Origin of the sequence: Shinella sp., assembly GCF_049651085.1 — a bacterium.
GTDB lineage: Bacteria > Pseudomonadota > Alphaproteobacteria > Rhizobiales > Rhizobiaceae > Shinella.
The window spans coordinates 57,640-73,670 of record NZ_JBASBL010000005.1; the positions used below are offsets into that span (position 1 = coordinate 57,640).

A 16,031-nucleotide genomic window follows, 5' to 3' on the forward strand; every position below is an offset into this window, starting at 1 on the left:
TGTGCCGACAGCGCGAACAGCCTGCGGCCGCCTCAGAAAGGACGTGGCCCATGTTCGAAACGCTGGACGCAACGCTGCTTGCCCGGTTCCAGTTCGCCTTCACGGTCTCCTTCCACATCGTCTTCCCGGCCTTCTCGATCGGCCTTGCGAGCTACCTCGCCGTGCTGGAAGGACTGTGGCTCTGGACGAAGGACGAGGTCTATTTCAGCCTCTTCAATTTCTGGAAGACGATCTTCGCGCTTGCCTTCGGCATGGGCGTTGTCTCGGGCATCGTCATGTCCTACCAGTTCGGCACGAACTGGAGCGTCTTCTCCGACAAGGCTGGGCCGGTCATCGGGCCGCTGATGGGCTACGAGGTGCTGACCGCCTTCTTCCTTGAGGCGGGCTTCCTCGGCGTCATGCTGTTCGGCCTCAATCGTGTCGGCCCGAAACTGCACTTCTTCGCCACGCTTATGGTCGCCGTCGGCACGCTGATCTCGGCCACCTGGATTCTCGCCGCGAATTCCTGGATGCAGACGCCTGCCGGCTTCTCCGTCAACGAGGCGGGCCAGTTCGTGCCGGTCGACTGGTGGGCGGTGATCTTCAATCCCTCCTTCCCCTACCGGCTCGTGCATATGGTTCTCGCCGCCTTTCTGACGACCGCGCTGGTCGTGGGAGCGGTGGGCGCTTATCATCTGCTGCGCGGCGATGCGCCCAAGCGCGCGAGGAAGATGTTCTCCATGGCCATGTGGATGGCGGCGATCGTCGCGCCGATCCAGATTTTCGCGGGCGACATGCATGGTCTCAACACGCTCGAGCATCAGCCGGCCAAGGTCATGGCGATGGAGGGGCACTACCAGAGCCATCCGGATGGCGCGCCGCTCATTCTTTTCGGCGTTCCGAATTCGGCAGAGCAACGTGTCGACTACGCGATAGAAATCCCGAAACTGTCGAGCCTCATTCTCAAGCACGACCTGAATGCGCCGCTCGCCGGGCTGGACACCGTGCCGAGAGAACTCCAGCCGCCGGTCGGCATTGTCTTCTGGTCCTTCCGCGTCATGGTCGCCATCGGCTTCGCCATGCTCGGCCTCGGGCTCTGGTCGCTGTGGTGTCGCTGGCGCGGCACGCTCGGCGAGAACCGCTGGCTGCACCGCGCCGCCGTGCTGATGGGGCCCGCCGGCTTCGTTGCGGTGCTTGCCGGCTGGGTGACGACGGAGGTCGGCCGACAGCCCTATACGGTCTATGGCCATATGCTGACGGCCGATTCCGTTGCGCCGATCGCCGCGCCTGCCGTCGCCACGTCGCTGATCGCCTTCATCGTGGTGTATTTCCTCGTCTTCGGCGCCGGCACCTTCTACATCCTGCGCCTGATGGGCCGCCTGCCGCGCGATCCCACGCCGGATCTCGCCGAAGGCCCGCTCCGTTCGGCCGGCATAACGCCTGCCGCCGCCATCGCCACCAAGCCCGGGAGCAGCCACCATGGCGTTTGACCTTCCTTTCATCTGGGCGGGCATCATCGCCTTCGCGGTGCTCGCCTATGTCATCCTCGACGGCTTCGACCTCGGCGTCGGCATCCTCTTTCCCTTCTTCAAGGAGAAGCACGACCGCGACGTCATGATGAATTCCGTCGCCCCTGTCTGGGACGGCAACGAGACCTGGCTGGTGCTGGGCGGCGGCGGGCTCATGGCGGTCTTTCCGCTCGCCTATGCGACCGTCCTGCCGGCGCTCTATATGCCGATCGTGCTGATGCTGCTCGGGCTCATCTTCCGCGGCGTCGCCTTCGAATATCGCTGGCGCACGCGGCGCGGCGAGTTCCTCTGGGACATCGCATTTGCCGGCGGCTCGATGGTGGCCGCCTTCATGCAGGGCATTGCGCTCGGTGCGCTTGTGCAGGGCATACCCGTCGAAAACCGGGCCTATGCGGGCGGCTGGTGGGACTGGCTGACGCCGTTCTCCATCGCGACGGGGTTTGCGCTGGTCATCGGCTATGCGCTGCTCGGCGCCACCTGGCTGGTGATGAAGACGAGTGGTCCGCTTGCCGCCCGCGCCCGCGGCTACGCGCTGAAGACCGGCATCGGCACGCTTGTCGCCATGGGCGTCTTCAGCCTGTGGACGCCGTTCCTCGAGCCGCTCTATTTCGAACGCTGGTTCGGCTGGCCGACCCTCGCCTTCTCCCTGGTGGTGCCGCTGCTGGTGCTCGGCTGCTTCGCGCTTCTGGTGCATGGCCTGCGCACGGAGCATAATTCGTGGCCCTTCCTTGCCGCGCTCGGCCTGTTCGTGCTGGGCTTCGTCGGCATCGGCATCAGCTTCTACCCCTATATCGTGCCGGCCTCGCTGACGATCTGGCAGGCGGCGGCCCCGGAGGAAAGCCTTGCCTTCCTGCTTGTCGGCGCGGTGGTTCTGGTGCCGATGATCCTCACCTACACCGCCTATGCCTATTGGGTCTTCCGCGGCAAGGTCGATCCGGAGGAGGGGTATCATTGATGGCGGAGCACTCGACGGGTCGCAAGCTGATGTGGTTCGTCGGCCTCTGGGCCGGCGGCGTTCTGGCGGTGACGATCCTCGGTCTTGCCATCAAGCTCGTCATAGGAACGTGACTTCACGTTACGTAATGGCTTCCAGCCTCGCGCCAGCTTGTTTGCTTAGGTTCCGCCTCGGCCAGCATGCAGGCCCGCAGGCGAAAGACAGGACCGCACCCTCCTTTTGCCTAACCCCCGGGCCTGCATGTGGCCTTGTGTCTTGCGGCACCTCTATGCCTTCCCCCCAAAACATTCCTCTGCTATCCGGGTCCCAACTTTAGGAGGCCGGTATGGCGAAAACTGCCGCAGACTGCACGACGATGGCGGAAATCCGGGAAAACATCGACCGGGTCGACCACGCGCTGATGGCACTGTTTGCCGAACGCTGGAGCTTTATCGGCCGGGCCGCCGAGATCAAGTCGGGCCTCGGCATTCCCGCTGACGTACCGGAGCGCGTCCGGCAGGTGCGCGAGAACGCGCACCGCAATGCCGAGGCTCACGGCCTTGACGGCGATTTCTACGAAGAAATCTGGGCGCAACTCATCGACCGCGCCATTGCGCATGAAAAGACTCTGCTCGGAGAGGTATAGGTCAGCGCTGGTTGCGCTTGCCGAGGTGGTCTTCCCAATCGAGCGCGGTGCGGACGATGAAGGCGAGGTCGTCGTGCTGCGGCGTCCAGTCCAGTTCCTTCATCGCGACGGCAGGATTGGCGACGATGAGCACCGCGTCGCCCGGCCGGCGCTCGGCAAAGCGCACCGGGAAATCCTGGCCGGAGACGGCCTTGACCTGTTCCAGAACCTCCAGAACGGAAAAGCCGCGGCCATAGCCGCAATTGGCGACGATCGAACCGCCGCCCGCGCGCATGCGCTGGAGCGCTTTCAGATGCGCATTGGCAAGGTCGGAGACGTGGATATAGTCGCGGATGCAGGTGCCGTCGGGCGTCGGGTAGTCCGTGCCGTAGACGTCCATGCCGTCGCGCTTGCCGAGCGCCGCTTCGCTTGCCACCTTGATGAGATGCGTCGCGCCCTTGGTCGACTGACCGGTGCGGCCGCGCGGATCGGCCCCCGCCACGTTGAAATAGCGCAGCGCTGTATAGGTGAAGTCATGCGCGGCGGCCGTGTCGTGCAGCATGATCTCGGTCATCAGCTTGGAGGAGCCATAGGGCGATTCCGGCCGGAGCGCTGCGGTTTCCACGACGGGTTCGGTGCCGTCCGGCGTGCCGTAGACGGCGGCGGTGGAGGAAAAGACGAAATGCGGCACCTTCGCCGCGACGGCTGCGGCGATCAGGGCGCGTGACTTGACCGTGTTGTTCTCGTAGTAGGAGAGGGGATCGGAGACCGATTCCGGGACGATGATCGATCCGGCGAAGTGGATGATCGCATCGATGCGGTTTTCGGAAAAGATCGTGGAAAGCAGCGCGGCGTCGGCGATATCACCCTCGTAGAAGCGCGCCTCCGGAGCTACGGCCCAGCGAAAACCGGTGGAAAGCCGGTCGAGAACCACGACCTCCTCGCCGGCATCGGCGAGCGCCCAGACCATATGGCTGCCGATATAGCCCGCACCACCCGTTACCAGAACCGCCATGTCATTCTCCGAATCGTCTGAATTTCAGGCATATCAGCCTGCTTGCAGGTAAGACGCAACCGCAATCGCGCCGGGCCGTTTTCCCGCTTCAGAAAGGTAAGAATATGTCCGATCGCTTCATCGTTCTGTCCGGCTGCTCCGGCGGGGGGAAATCGACCCTGCTGGAAGAATTGCGCAGGCGCGGCCATGCCGTTGTGGATGAGCCCGGCCGCCGCATCGTGCAGGAGGAACTGGCGACCGGCGGCAGCGCCCTGCCGTGGCTGGACCTTGCCGCTTTTGCCCGCCGCGCCATCGCCCTGGCGCTCGCCGACCGCGCGGCGATGCGGGACCAGCCTGGCCTCGTCTTCTTCGATCGCGGCCTGATCGATGCCGCATCGGCGCTGGAAGCATCGGGCGGCGAGCCGGTGCTGGCGGCGCTTGCGAGGGAGCACCGCTACAACGGGCGGGTTTTCCTTACGCCGCCTTGGCCGAAGATCTATGCCGGCGATCCCGAGCGCCGGCACGGGTTCGATGCGGCGCTCACCGAATATGAGCGCCTCGCGAAAACCTATCCGATGCTCGGCTACGAGACAGTCATCCTGCCGAAAGTGTCGGTCGCCGAGCGCGCGGATTTCGTGCTCGCCCGGCTGTGACCGGCCTCAGCGGGCGGCGATGTAGCGGGCGAGCCTGTCGGCTGCTTCCGCCACCTGCCCGGGATCGCGCAGGAAGCAGGCGCGCATGAAGAGTTCGCCGCCGGGACCAAAGGCGGTGCCGGGCGCAAGGCCGACACTCGTGCGATCGACGATATCGAGCGCGGCAAGGCGCGAATCCGTCACGCCGTCGATCTTCAGGAAGGCATAGAGCGCCCCGTCCGGCTTCAGCGTCTCCACCCGGTTGGTGGCGATCAGCGCATCGCAGAAGACGTCGCGGTTCTTCGCCGCCTTGTCGATGTTGGCCTGCACGAAGGCATCGCCCTCGTCGAGGGCGGCGATCGCGCCCTGCTGCAGGAATTGCGGCACGCCCGAGGTGGAATACTGAATGAGGTTTTCCAGCACCTGGCCGATTTCCGGCGGCGCGACGATCCAGCCGACGCGCCAGCCGGTCATCGACCAGTTCTTCGAGAAGGAATTGACGCAGACCACCCGGTCGCCCTCGTCCATTACGTCGAGGAAGGAGGGCGCGCGCCCGCCGGCATAGTGATAGAGCGCATAGATCTCGTCGGCCATGATCCACAGGTCATGCCGCCGCGCGATGGCAAGGAGGTTCTTCAGGTCCTCGCGCGTTGCCGTCCAGCCGGTCGGATTCGACGGTGTGTTGACGAAGATCGCGCGGGTCTTCGGCGTGATCGCCGCCTCGACGCGGTCGAGGTCGATCTGCCAGCGCCCGCCGGCAAAATCGAGCGGCACGGCAACGGGATTGGCGCCGGACAGTTCGGCTGCTGCCGCAAAGTTCGGCCAGGCTGGCGTCAGGTAGACCATGTCGTCGCCCGGCGAGACGAGGGCCTCGATGGCGAGCTTGATCGCTTGCATGCCGGAGCCGACGACATAGAAGTGCTCGGCCGGCAGCGTCGCGCCGAAGCGTCGTGCATAGTAGCGCGACAGCGCCGCACGCAGCTCGGGAATACCGCGCTGCCAGGTATAGAAGGTCTCGCCCCGCAACAGGGCGTCGGACGCCGCGCGCGCAATGAATTCCGGCGTCGGCAGATCTCCTTCGCCGACCCACAGCGGAATCAACCCGTCGCGCCCACGCGCATAGTTGACGACTTCGACGATCCCGCTCTCCGGCGCCCGGAGCGAGCGGGGGCTGAGGCTTTCGACGATGCTCATGAAAATCACTCCGGCAAACCGCAAATCCCGCTTCGCCCGGCTGGACGAAGCGGCCAAGGTCTAGCCGGTTTTGCACGATGATTCACGCGAGTTTCGCTGACGGATTCATCGAAATCGGTGATGGGAGACAACCGGCAGGAAAGCGCCCTGTCTTCCCGATCAGAACCGCAGCGTCATACCCAGAACCGGACCGCTCAGGCGCGTGTCGTAGACATGGCCATCGCTGCTGTAGTCGACGTCGAGCACCTTGTAGCCGGCAGAGATCGATAGGTGGTCGGTCATGGTGTAGTTGACCGTCGCCATCGCCGACCAGGTGAAGTCCGCTCCCGCGCCGAATCCGCCGATATCCGCCTGTGCCTGTACGGAGAGCTTGTCGGTCAGAGGCAGGAATGCGCGCAGGCCGACCACCGGATCGACCCAGCCGAAGCTTTCCCCGTAGGTGCGGGACATGCCGAGGGCGCTGACCGTCACGTCGTTCGAAATATGCCAGAAGCGTGCGCCCGCCAGTGCATCCAGCGTGAAATCCGGTGTGTCGAGGACGCGGTAGCCACCCTGCAAGGTGGCCATGAACTGCTTGCTGTCGACGCTTCCCTCGATGATTGTGCCCGGCGGCAGCGGGATCGGCAGGGCGGGCAGGGGGCCGAAAGCATGGCTGTCGGTGGTGTCGACATACATCATGTCGCCCGACAGGACGAACCGGTCATGGCGCGCCCAGAGGTTCACGAAGCCGCCGAAGTTGAGGTCGTCCATGACGTCGGAGAACGACTTCTCGACGCCGATCGTCGGAGCGCGCCGGAACGGTGAAATGTCGCCCTTGAGGCCTGCGGCCCACATATAGGGCGTGATTTGCAGGGCCCAGTTCGGGCTCGTGTCCACGACGGGCGCGGGGTCTGCAAATCGGTCGGCCATGGCATCGGCGGCATGGGCAGCCTGGGGGCCGCACAGGCCGGCGAGCGCAAGAATGAAAGCATACCGGTTCAACTGAGTGTCCTCTTCAAGCTGAAAGCGTGTTCTTGTGAATGCGCCCATCCTTCATGATGAGCCTCATGGTCCGCTCTGGATCGGCGATCAGGGAGATATCCTCCAGCGGATTGCCGTCGAGCACGAGAATGTCCGCATAGGCACCCGCCTCTATATGGCCAAGCTTGCCCGGATAGGGATTGCGCGCGCCGGAAAGGCCGGCAAGTTCGGCATTGCCGCTGGTCAGCAGCCGCAGCACGTCGGCGGCATCGTACCAGCGGGCGAACTTGGCGAGCTGCTTGCCCTGGGTCGCGGTTCCCTTGGGGTTGAACAAAATATCGGTGCCGAGCGCCATGCGGACATGGTGCTTGCGCCCGAGTTCGACCGCGCGGGCGGTGCCCTCTGCAATGTTCTGCTGCTGGGCACGCTGATCCGGCGAGGGATAGGTATTGGCGTCCTCGTCGGCAAGGAAGGGCTGGATGCTCCACCAGGCGCCCGCATCGGCGATGCGCTTGACGGTTTCCTCGTCGGCAAGCTGGCCATGCTCGATGGACTTCACCCCGCTTGCAAGGGCGCGCTGGATACCGGCGGATGTGTAGGTGTGGACGCAGACATAGGTGCCCCAGTCGGCCGCCGCGGATACGGCTGCCTTCATTTCGCTCTCCGAATACTGAAGCGCGTCGATCGGATCATAGGCGGACGCCACGCCGCCGCCGCCCATGATCTTGATCTGGCTGGCGCCGAGCATGAGCTGCTCGCGCACCCGGCGCAGCACCTCTGCATCGCCATCCGCGATGGCCGAAATGCCGGCCTGCTCGGCGACGCTGAGATCGCTTTGCGATGTGCGCGGCAGGTCGGTGCGCATGCGGAAGTCGCCGTGTCCCGATGTTTGCGAGATCATCGCACCGGACGGATAGATGCGCGGCCCGGCGATGCGTCCCTCGTCGATGGCGCGCTTCAGGGCGAAGGACGGGCCGCCGACATCACGCACGGTCGTGAAGCCGCGCAGCACGGTGCGCTCGGCCTCCTGTGCTGCAATCAGATGGACATAGGGGATGTCCGCCGTCATGGCCGTCATCTGGGAAATGCCGGCAAGGATCGTGTGCCAGTGGGCATCGATCATGCCGGGCATCAGGGTCCGCCCGCCGCAGTCGATGATGTCGGCATTGTCGACCGTTTCACCGGAGCCGACCAGCGCCTTGATCAGACGGCCCTCGATGAGCACGCCTTGCCCCTCGACAAGCTTGCCGTTCGTCCCGTCGAAGATGTTGACGTTGGTGAGCAGGATCGGCTTTGCCGGCGTCTGCGCGAAAGCGGAGCCTGCGCCGCCCAGAACAGGCGCGGCAAGGCTTGCGGCGATGCCCTTCAGGATCGAGCGGCGGGACAGGCCCTTGTCGATTCGGGAGAAGAGCTGCTGGACTTGCGGACCATGGCAGGCGCAAGGGCCGGTATGCGTAAGGTGCTGGTATCTCGAACCTAGGCGAAACAACGCGACATGTCCTTTTTCTCAACCGGAGGGTTTCTTATGCCAAAGGCCTTGATTCTCTTCAACCGATAGAACTGCCGTCCTGCTTGTAATGGTTGCCGGCGGTGACGCGCTTTGCATTAGAAATGCGTCTGGTGCAAAGTTTCGGCTCGCGCTAGCGTCGGCCGCCTTGCAGGTCGCCAGTACTGTGCAGCACCAAACCCCGGGGAGTGCCGTGAACCTTCGCCACCAGATCGTCGCGCTTGCGATCGTTCCCCTCGTCATTGCGATCCTCACCATAACCGCCTTCATCACCTGGCAGGCGGCGAGCCTCGCCCAGAGCAGCATCGACACGTTCGAGCGCAACATGCTGAAGGCGAAGGAAACCGAGCTTCTCAACCTCACCAATCTCGCCCGCTCGGCGATCGAGGAGGTCTATGCCTCGGCGGATGCGAACGACGACGCTGCCAAGGATCGTGTCCGCAGCATCCTGACGTCGCTCGACTACGGGAAGGACGGCTATTTCTTCGTCTACGATTACGATGGCAACAACGTCGTCCATCCGAGGCAGACATTCCGGCCGGGTCACAACTGGCTGGACCTGACCGACCCCGACGGCGACCGGGTGATCGCCAACCTGATCGAGAAGGCGAAGGAAGGCGGCGGGCTGCACCAGTACAAATGGGAAAAGCCGTCATCGGCAGAGATGGCCGACAAGCTGTCCTTCGCCATGGGGCTGGACAAGTGGCGGTGGATGCTGGGAACCGGCGTCTATCTCGATGACGTCTTCGCCCAGACGGCCGCGGCAAAGGCGGACCTGCGGGCAAAGATCGGCCGCACCTTTCTGGTGGTCGCCCTCATCGCCGTGCCTGCCGTGATGGTGGTCTTTGCCACCTGCATGCTCGTCACGCTGCGCGAGCGGCGCATGGCGGACGGAAAGCTGAAGGCGCTGACGCAGCGCATCATCGATACCCAGGAGGAGGAACGCGCGCGCCTCGCCCGGGAACTGCATGACGGCATATCGCAGAACCTCGTCGGTGTTCGCTATGCCATCGACCTTGCCGGCCGCAAGGTCCGCAACCACACCGCCGACGCGTCGGGCGCGATCGACAAGGGGGTGGAAGCTCTGAACGGCGCCATCAAGGAGGTCCGCCGGCTGTCGCATGACCTGCGCCCGCCCGCGCTGGACGATCTGGGCCTGACGGCGGCCCTGACCGCCCTGGCGAACCATTTTTCCGAACGGACCGGGATTCGCACGGTGCTGGAGGCCGATGTCGGCAAGGACACGCTGAAGCCGGAAGCAAGCACGGCGCTCTATCGGGTGGCGCAAGAGGCGCTGAACAATATCGAGCGGCATTCCGGCGCAGCCGAAGTGCAGGTCAAGCTGTGGAACGCCCGTGGCCGCATGCGGATGATGATCGCCGACAATGGCAACGGTTTCGAAAAAGATGGCGGCGGCACACGGGACGGGCACCAGCACGGCCTCGGTCTTCGCAACATGCAGGAACGCATGGCGCATTTCAGTGGCCTGCTCCTGGTCAAAAGCACGGCGGAGGGAACGGTGCTGACGGCAATGCTGCCGCTCTCGGCCAATATCAGCGCGCAGAAACGGACGGAAGCTGCATGAACGACGTCAAGCCGGTCAGGGTCGTCCTCATCGACAATCACCCGTTGGTTCTCGATGGCCTGCGGGCGGTCCTTGAGACATTCCCGCATATCGAGGTGGTCGGCACGGCTGGACTGGCCCGGGCCGGTCTGGAGGTCGCGATGCGCACCAGGCCGGCGGTGGTGCTGATCGATATCAACATGCCGCAACTGAGCGGCATCGAAGCGATCGAGCTGTTCAAGGCCCAGCTGCCGGACTGCCGCATCGTGATGCTGTCGATGCATGACAGCCGCGAATATATCTCGGCGTCGGTCATGCATGGCGCCTCGGGCTATGTCCTCAAGGACGTTTCGACCGATGAGATCGTCACCGCGATCGAGACCGTCGCCGCGGGCCGGACCTATTTTTCCTCCGGCGTGTCCGACGTCCTGCTCGAACGACGGCCGGCCGAGCCCGTCAACCCGCTCACCACCCGCGAGCACGATGTGCTGATGCTGCTGGCATCCGGTAAGAGCAACCGTGACATCGCCCAGTCGCTCACCATTTCCGAGGCGACGGTCGAGACACATCGAAAGAACATCAAGAAGAAGCTCTCGATTTCGACGACCGCCGGTCTCATTCGCTACGCAATCGACATGGGTTTTAGTCCGCAGGACAGTTGATGCCGGCGCCTACCCACTACTGGGTAGGCAGATTTATTTGCCAGTCTTCACCATCTTGTTCCCTCTATAGGGACGCCATACGGATTTCCGAGACGGTCGGCGGAGGGTGCCGGCTGGGGAGGAATTCGCCATGCCAGGCCTTTTGTCACTGTCGCGCGCCATCGACGCGCTCAACACGTTTATCGGAAAAGCAGTGGCGTGGCTCTTGCTCGCCGCGGTTCTGATCAGTTCCATCAATGCTGTCACGCGCAAGCTTTTCAACCTGAGCTCCAACGCCTGGCTGGAAGCGCAGTGGTATCTGTTTTCCGCCGTTTTCCTGATTGCGGCGGCCTATACGCTGCTGAGCAGTGAGCATGTGAAGGTCGATCTGGTCTATGGCCACATGTCGCGCAAGGCCCAGCTCTGGGTCGATATTCTTGGCACGATCTTCTTCCTGTTCCCCTTCTGTCTGATCACGATCTATCTCTCCTGGCCGATCGTGGTGTCGAAGTTCTTGAGCGGCGAGGTGTCGAACAATACCGGCGGCCTGCTTCTCTGGCCGGTCTGGGCGTTGATCCCCATCGGCTTCGGCCTGCTGGCGCTGCAAGGCGTCTCCGAACTGATCAAACGCATCGCGATCCTTCGGGGCGACATGCCCGACGCGGCCGCGCTTGCCGACGTCGAAGCCCAGACGCTCTAACGCCAGGAATACGATCCCATGTTTGCTTTCTTCGCGGAAAATCTCGCGCCCATTATGTTCCTGTCGCTGATCGTCGTGCTGCTGATGGGCTATCCCGTCGCCTTCGCACTGGCCTTCGTCGGCTTCGTCTTCGGCTTTGTCGGCATCGAAATGGGCCTGCTGCCGATCAATCTCTTCGGCGCCGTACCCGACCGAATCTTCGGCCAGATGTCGAACGAAACCCTGCTCGCCATTCCGTTCTTCACCTTCATGGGATTGATCCTGGAACGAAGCGGCATGGCGGAGGACCTGCTCGACACGATCGGCCAGCTGTTCGGTCCGGTGCGCGGCGGGCTTGCCTTCGCGGTCATCTTCGTCGGCGCCATCCTGGCGGCCACCACCGGCGTCGTTGCGGCCTCGGTCATCTCGATGGGTCTGATCTCGCTGCCGATCATGCTGCGCTACGGCTACGACCGGCGCGTGGCGGCCGGAACCATTGCGGCGTCCGGAACCCTGGCGCAGATCATCCCGCCGAGCCTGGTGCTGATCATCCTCGCCGACCAGCTCGGCCGCTCGGTCGGCGACATGTACAAGGGTGCGCTGGTGCCGGGCCTTCTGCTGGTGACCATCTATGCGGGCTACATCATCATCATGTCGATCCTGCACCCGACCAGCGTGCCTGCGCTGCCGCCGCAGGCCCGCACGCTGCGGGGCTGGAAGCTGGCCCGCAAGGTGGTGACGTCGCTGGTGCCGCCGCTCATCCTCATCTTCCTGGTGCTGGGTACGATTTTCATCGGCCTGGCGACGCCGACCGAAGGCGGCGCCATGGGCGCGATGGGGGCCCTCATTCTGGCAGCGGGCAACCGCCGCCTCGACCTCTCCATGATGAAATCGGCGCTCTACGCCACGGCGAAGCTGTCGTCCTTCGTGATCTTCATCCTGCTCGGTGCGCGTGTCTTCTCGCTGACCTTCTACGGCGTCAACGGCCATATCTGGGTCGAGCACCTGATGACCTCCATCCCCGGCGGGGAAATAGGCTTCCTCATCATCGCCAACCTGCTGGTCTTCTTCCTGGCCTTCTTTCTCGATTATTTCGAGCTGGCCTTCATCATCATCCCGCTGCTGGCGCCGGTCGCCGATGCGCTCGGCATCGACCTCATCTGGTTCGGCGTGATGCTGGCGATCAACATGCAGACCTCGTTCATGCACCCGCCTTTCGGCTTCTCGCTCTTCTACCTGCGTTCGGTGGCGCCCAGCCGGGCCTACAAGGACAGGGTGACCGGTGCGACGATCCAGCCGGTGACCTCGGGCCAGATCTACATGGGCGCCCTGCCGTTCCTGGGCATCCAGTTGTTCATGGTCGCCGTCGTTGTGGCGTTCCCGGGCCTCGTCACCCACTACAAGTCCGGCGTGGCGGCGGTCGATCCGGCGACGATCCAGCTCAACGTGCCGATGCCCGGTGCGGAAGGCGGAAATCCGTTCGGCACGCCGACGCAGCCTTTCGGCGCACCTGAAACATCCGGCGACGGCTCGACGCCGGCCTTCGGAACGGACACGCCCGAATTCGGCTCGCCGCAGCCAAGCTTCGGTCAGCCCGCAAAGTCCAACTGAACCCAACCAACGGCTCCGGTCGGCATCCGTGCCGGCCGGGCCAGGCAGTCAACCGAGGAGGAAACGATGACTGACAACCTGAACCGCCGCAACTTTCTGACCAAGGGCGCACTCGGCGGCGCCGCAGCGGTCGCCGGCGCATCGCTCGCGGCCCCGGCAATCGCGCAGGAACTGCCGACCTTGCGCTGGCGCCTGACATCCGGTTTCCCGAACAACCTCGACACCATCTACGGCGGCGCCGTCGTCATGGCCGAGGCGTTGTCGAAGATGACCGAGGGCAAGTTCCAGATCCAGGTCTTCCAGGCCGGCGAACTGGTTCCCGGTCCGCAGGCGATCGATGCCGTGCAGAACAACACCGTGGAAATCGCCCATACCTGCGGCTACTATTTCACCGGCAAGAACCCGACCTTCGCGATCGGCTCGACCATTCCCTTCGGCCTCAACGCCCGCCAGCAGAATGCCTGGCTCTACCATGGCGGCGGCAACGAGCTTTACGATGCGTTCCTTGCCGAATACGGCATCGTCGGCAAGCCGGGCGGCGGCACCGGCGCGCAGATGGGCGGCTGGTTCCGCAACGAGATCAAGACGCTCGCCGACCTCAAGGGCGTCAAAATGCGCATTGCCGGCGTTGCCGGCGAGGTCATGTCGCGGCTCGGCGTCGTGCCGCAGCAGCTTCCGGGCGGCGACATCTATCCGGCGCTCGAACGCGGCACTATCGATGCCGCCGAATGGGTCGGCCCCTATGACGACGAACGCCTCGGCTTCTACCAGATCGCGCCCTATTACTATTACCCGGCCTATTGGGAGGGCGGGCTGACGATCCACTTCTTCATCAACAAAAGCCAGTACGAGGCGCTGCCCGAGACCTACAAGGTGGCGCTCGACACCGCCTGCAAGGCCGCCAACATCAACATGCAGGCGCTGTATGACGTGAAGAACACGACGGCGATCCGCTCGCTGGTCGGCAAGGGCGTCCAGCTGCGCCCGCTGCCCCGCGACGTGATGGACGCCGCCCACAAGGCAAGCTTCGAGCTCTACGCCGAATACAGCGAGAAGCATCCTGCCTGGGCGAAGATCTATCCCGGCTGGAAGAAATTCCGCGACGAATCCTTCGAGTGGTTCCGCGTCGCCGAATACAGCTACGACAGCTACGTCTACGCCGCACAGGCCGCAGGCCAGTAAGACAGGCCCGGACGACCGGGTTTGCGCAGAGACACCGTGTGGCGCGTGCATGCGCCACACGGTTTGGGTGCGCGGCGACCTTGTGCGCCAGGCCCCCCCGATCAAGGTGCAGCGCGCTGCAATTACCGCCTGAAGCCCTCAAATAGCAGGTGGCTCGCAACAGAACCATTGCGGGCAATGCTCAAAAACGATGCAGCGCATTAACCGAAACGAATACAAGGTGGGCTAGGGTGCTCTCCTGATAGTGTGTTCGAGGAGGCAGTTGCATGGGCCGCAATCCGCTCTTCAATGATTTGCATGTAACGCAGCCGCGCATGTGGCCGATGCTCCCGCCGTTGATCGTCGCTATGGCGGTCTTTTTTTCCTGTCTGTTTGGAATCTATACCCGGCCCGTCGGCTTCCTGGCGACATTCTGGCCGGCAAATGCCGTGATGCTCGGCCTTTTTTGCCGGATGCCGGCAGCAGCCAATCCATCGGGGTGGATTGCCGGCGGCATCGCATTCGTGGCCGCCGACCTGCTGACGGGCTCCGGTTTGATCAAGACCCTGGTCCTGAACGGAGCCAATCTGGCGGGCGTCGCGGCGGCGTATCTGGTTTATACGCGGTCTCCCGCCGCCCGGACGGGCCTGCGGGAACCGGCGTCCATGTTGCATCTGCTGCTTGCCGCAGCAGCAGGCGGCGCTGCAGCCGGCGTGGTGGGGGGCGTGGCCAATCCCCTCCTGTTCGATGGCGATGTGCTCGGCGGCTGGACGTTGTGGTTCGTGACGGAATTCGTCAACTACGTAGCGATCCTGCCCATCATTCTGTCTGCGCCAGGCTGGTTCACCTTGCGGCAAGGGATTGAAAAAACGACCGCATTGAAGACTCTCGACATTCTTCCGGCCGCAGCGCTCATCCTGTCCTTCCTGGCTGCCGCCTTGATCGGCGGCCCCGGCGCAATTGCGTTTCCCGTCCCCGCATTGCTCTGGTGTGGCCTTGTCTACCGGGTTTTCCCGACCGCGATCCTCACATTGCTGTTCGTCGTGCTGACCCTGCTCGTCATCTCGACGGAATACCTCCCGGCCCAGGCCTATGACGAGATGACACTCATTTCCTTGCGGTTGGGGATTTCCCTGATCGCCGTCGCGCCGATCATGCTGGCATGCGTGATGCAAAGCCGAAACGATCTGCTCGCCGAGCTTCACCATCTCGCCACGCACGACCCGCTGACAGGCGTGTCGAACCGCAAGGCGTTCCGCGAATACGCGGAAAAAAATCTCACTGACACCCGGCAGCGATGCGCGATCCTGATGTTTGACCTGGATCATTTCAAATCCGTGAACGACACGTTCGGCCACGCCGTCGGAGACAAGGTCCTGGTCGCTTTCACGGAGCGCGTGAGGGCATGTCTGCGTGCTCAGGACTTGCTGGGCCGGCTTGGCGGCGAAGAATTCGCCGCACTGATCTTCGAATGCTCGGAGAGCCAGGTGGCCGCTCTGGCCGACCGGATTCGCCAGGAAATACGTCAACCGATGACGCTGGACGACGGAAGAACGCTTGCAATCACGACAAGCCTGGGGATTGCGATTGCCGATCCGGTCAATGGCCGTGTCTTTATCGACGACATGTTGTCGAGGGCGGACGCCATGCTCTATCGCGCCAAGACCACCGGACGAGACCGCTCGGAAATGTCGATGATGTCCCTGGTGGCTGCAAGAGAAGCGTGATCCTGCCCTTCAGGGTTCACCGACGTCAGATGGTTCCGGGCGTAGGCAAGGATCCGTCGAAGCGGACCCGCAGGGCTGTGGGAATGCGCCACCGGCATGTCTTGGCCTTCATCCCTCAAGAAGAGGCTGCGATCATACGAACTTGAGCGGGAAAGTGGTGCCCGGAGGCGGATTTGAACCACCGACACGCGGATTTTCAATCCGCTGCTCTACCAACTGAGCTATCCGGGCATCTGGCTGGATTTCGCTTGGAAATCCGTGGGGCGCTTGGTTTTCGCCCCGGAAGCGAGCGGG

Annotated in this window: 14 protein-coding genes and 1 tRNA gene; 10 read left to right on the forward strand and 5 right to left on the reverse strand. The window is 63.6% G+C overall.

The window, feature by feature from the left end:
- Positions 1-50: 50 nt before the first annotated feature.
- The 3 genes from WA950_RS02535 to WA950_RS02545 all read left to right on the forward strand — a co-directional run bounded on the left by WA950_RS02535 (position 51) and on the right by WA950_RS02545 (position 3,088).
- Positions 51-1,469, forward strand: a complete 1,419-nt coding sequence (locus WA950_RS02535) for a cytochrome ubiquinol oxidase subunit I (protein ID WP_424550111.1) — start codon at positions 51-53, stop codon at positions 1,467-1,469.
- Entirely contained in the window at positions 1,459-2,463 is a 1,005-nt protein-coding gene (gene cydB / locus WA950_RS02540) for a cytochrome d ubiquinol oxidase subunit II (RefSeq protein WP_424550112.1), read from the forward strand. Before WA950_RS02535 ends, cydB begins: the two co-directional genes overlap by 11 nt.
- Positions 2,464-2,788: 325 nt before the next feature.
- Positions 2,789-3,088, forward strand: coding sequence for a chorismate mutase family protein (locus WA950_RS02545; protein WP_424550113.1), 300 nt, complete (start codon positions 2,789-2,791; stop codon positions 3,086-3,088).
- A gap of 1 nt (position 3,089) precedes the next feature.
- Here WA950_RS02545 and galE read toward each other — a convergent pair whose 3' ends face one another.
- Positions 3,090-4,082, reverse strand: a complete 993-nt coding sequence (gene galE / locus WA950_RS02550; RefSeq protein ID WP_424550114.1) for a UDP-glucose 4-epimerase GalE — start codon at positions 4,080-4,082, stop codon at positions 3,090-3,092.
- 104 nt (positions 4,083-4,186) lie between these two features.
- Here galE and WA950_RS02555 point away from each other — a divergent pair, with 104 nt between their 5' ends.
- Positions 4,187-4,714 carry an AAA family ATPase gene (locus WA950_RS02555; protein ID WP_424550115.1) on the forward strand — a complete coding sequence of 176 codons (528 nt, stop codon included), beginning with the start codon at positions 4,187-4,189 and terminating at the stop codon, positions 4,712-4,714.
- Positions 4,715-4,720: 6 nt separating this feature from the next.
- Here the strand turns inward: WA950_RS02555 and WA950_RS02560 are convergent, their stop codons facing one another.
- The 3 genes from WA950_RS02560 to WA950_RS02570 form a co-directional block, all read right to left on the reverse strand.
- Positions 4,721-5,887, reverse strand: a complete 1,167-nt coding sequence (locus tag WA950_RS02560) for a pyridoxal phosphate-dependent aminotransferase (protein ID WP_424550116.1) — start codon at positions 5,885-5,887, stop codon at positions 4,721-4,723.
- 159 nt (positions 5,888-6,046) lie between these two features.
- The gene (locus WA950_RS02565; protein WP_424550230.1) at positions 6,047-6,796 is read right to left on the reverse strand and encodes a hypothetical protein; all 750 of its coding nucleotides are present in this window, start codon (positions 6,794-6,796) and stop codon (positions 6,047-6,049) included.
- An 85-nt stretch (positions 6,797-6,881) separates the two neighbouring features.
- The gene (locus WA950_RS02570; protein ID WP_424550117.1) at positions 6,882-8,336 is read right to left on the reverse strand and encodes an amidohydrolase family protein; all 1,455 of its coding nucleotides are present in this window, start codon (positions 8,334-8,336) and stop codon (positions 6,882-6,884) included.
- A 211-nt stretch (positions 8,337-8,547) separates the two neighbouring features.
- On the opposite strand from WA950_RS02570, the gene WA950_RS02575 reads away from it, so the two are divergent.
- The 6 genes from WA950_RS02575 to WA950_RS02600 all read left to right on the forward strand — a co-directional run bounded on the left by WA950_RS02575 (position 8,548) and on the right by WA950_RS02600 (position 15,737).
- Positions 8,548-9,939: a cache domain-containing protein gene (locus WA950_RS02575; RefSeq protein WP_424550118.1), complete on the forward strand. Its 1,392-nt coding sequence runs from the start codon at positions 8,548-8,550 to the stop codon at positions 9,937-9,939.
- On the forward strand, positions 9,936-10,580 hold the full coding sequence (locus WA950_RS02580) for a response regulator (protein ID WP_424550119.1): 645 nt from the start codon (positions 9,936-9,938) through the stop codon (positions 10,578-10,580). Before WA950_RS02575 ends, WA950_RS02580 begins: the two co-directional genes overlap by 4 nt.
- Positions 10,581-10,710: 130 nt before the next feature.
- Positions 10,711-11,259: a TRAP transporter small permease subunit gene (locus tag WA950_RS02585; RefSeq protein WP_424550120.1), complete on the forward strand. Its 549-nt coding sequence runs from the start codon at positions 10,711-10,713 to the stop codon at positions 11,257-11,259.
- 18 nt (positions 11,260-11,277) lie between these two features.
- Positions 11,278-12,849, forward strand: a complete 1,572-nt coding sequence (locus tag WA950_RS02590) for a TRAP transporter large permease (RefSeq protein ID WP_424550121.1) — start codon at positions 11,278-11,280, stop codon at positions 12,847-12,849.
- A gap of 66 nt (positions 12,850-12,915) precedes the next feature.
- Complete coding sequence (locus tag WA950_RS02595; RefSeq protein ID WP_424550122.1) at positions 12,916-14,031, forward strand: TRAP transporter substrate-binding protein; 1,116 nt, start codon at positions 12,916-12,918, stop codon at positions 14,029-14,031.
- 266 nt (positions 14,032-14,297) lie between these two features.
- Positions 14,298-15,737, forward strand: coding sequence for a diguanylate cyclase (locus WA950_RS02600; RefSeq protein ID WP_424550123.1), 1,440 nt, complete (start codon positions 14,298-14,300; stop codon positions 15,735-15,737).
- A gap of 155 nt (positions 15,738-15,892) precedes the next feature.
- On the opposite strand, the gene WA950_RS02605 is transcribed toward WA950_RS02600, so the two are convergent.
- Positions 15,893-15,968: transfer RNA gene (locus WA950_RS02605), tRNA-Phe, on the reverse strand.
- Between the last annotated feature and the right edge of the window lie 63 nt (positions 15,969-16,031).

Bases quoted from the DNA above. Each gene is read 5' to 3' on its own strand.
- WA950_RS02535 (WP_424550111.1), top strand. From the start codon at position 51: ATGTTCGAAACGCTGGACGCAACGCTGCTTGCCCGGTTCCAGTTCGCC.
- cydB (WP_424550112.1), top strand. From the start codon at position 1,459: ATGGCGTTTGACCTTCCTTTCATCTGGGCGGGCATCATCGCCTTCGCG.
- WA950_RS02545 (WP_424550113.1), top strand. From the start codon at position 2,789: ATGGCGAAAACTGCCGCAGACTGCACGACGATGGCGGAAATCCGGGAA.
- galE (WP_424550114.1), bottom strand. From the start codon at position 4,082: ATGGCGGTTCTGGTAACGGGTGGTGCGGGCTATATCGGCAGCCATATG.
- WA950_RS02555 (WP_424550115.1), top strand. From the start codon at position 4,187: ATGTCCGATCGCTTCATCGTTCTGTCCGGCTGCTCCGGCGGGGGGAAA.
- WA950_RS02560 (WP_424550116.1), bottom strand. From the start codon at position 5,887: ATGAGCATCGTCGAAAGCCTCAGCCCCCGCTCGCTCCGGGCGCCGGAG.
- WA950_RS02565 (WP_424550230.1), bottom strand. From the start codon at position 6,796: ATGGCCGACCGATTTGCAGACCCCGCGCCCGTCGTGGACACGAGCCCG.
- WA950_RS02580 (WP_424550119.1), top strand. From the start codon at position 9,936: ATGAACGACGTCAAGCCGGTCAGGGTCGTCCTCATCGACAATCACCCG.
- WA950_RS02585 (WP_424550120.1), top strand. From the start codon at position 10,711: ATGCCAGGCCTTTTGTCACTGTCGCGCGCCATCGACGCGCTCAACACG.
- WA950_RS02590 (WP_424550121.1), top strand. From the start codon at position 11,278: ATGTTTGCTTTCTTCGCGGAAAATCTCGCGCCCATTATGTTCCTGTCG.
- WA950_RS02595 (WP_424550122.1), top strand. From the start codon at position 12,916: ATGACTGACAACCTGAACCGCCGCAACTTTCTGACCAAGGGCGCACTC.
- WA950_RS02600 (WP_424550123.1), top strand. From the start codon at position 14,298: ATGGGCCGCAATCCGCTCTTCAATGATTTGCATGTAACGCAGCCGCGC.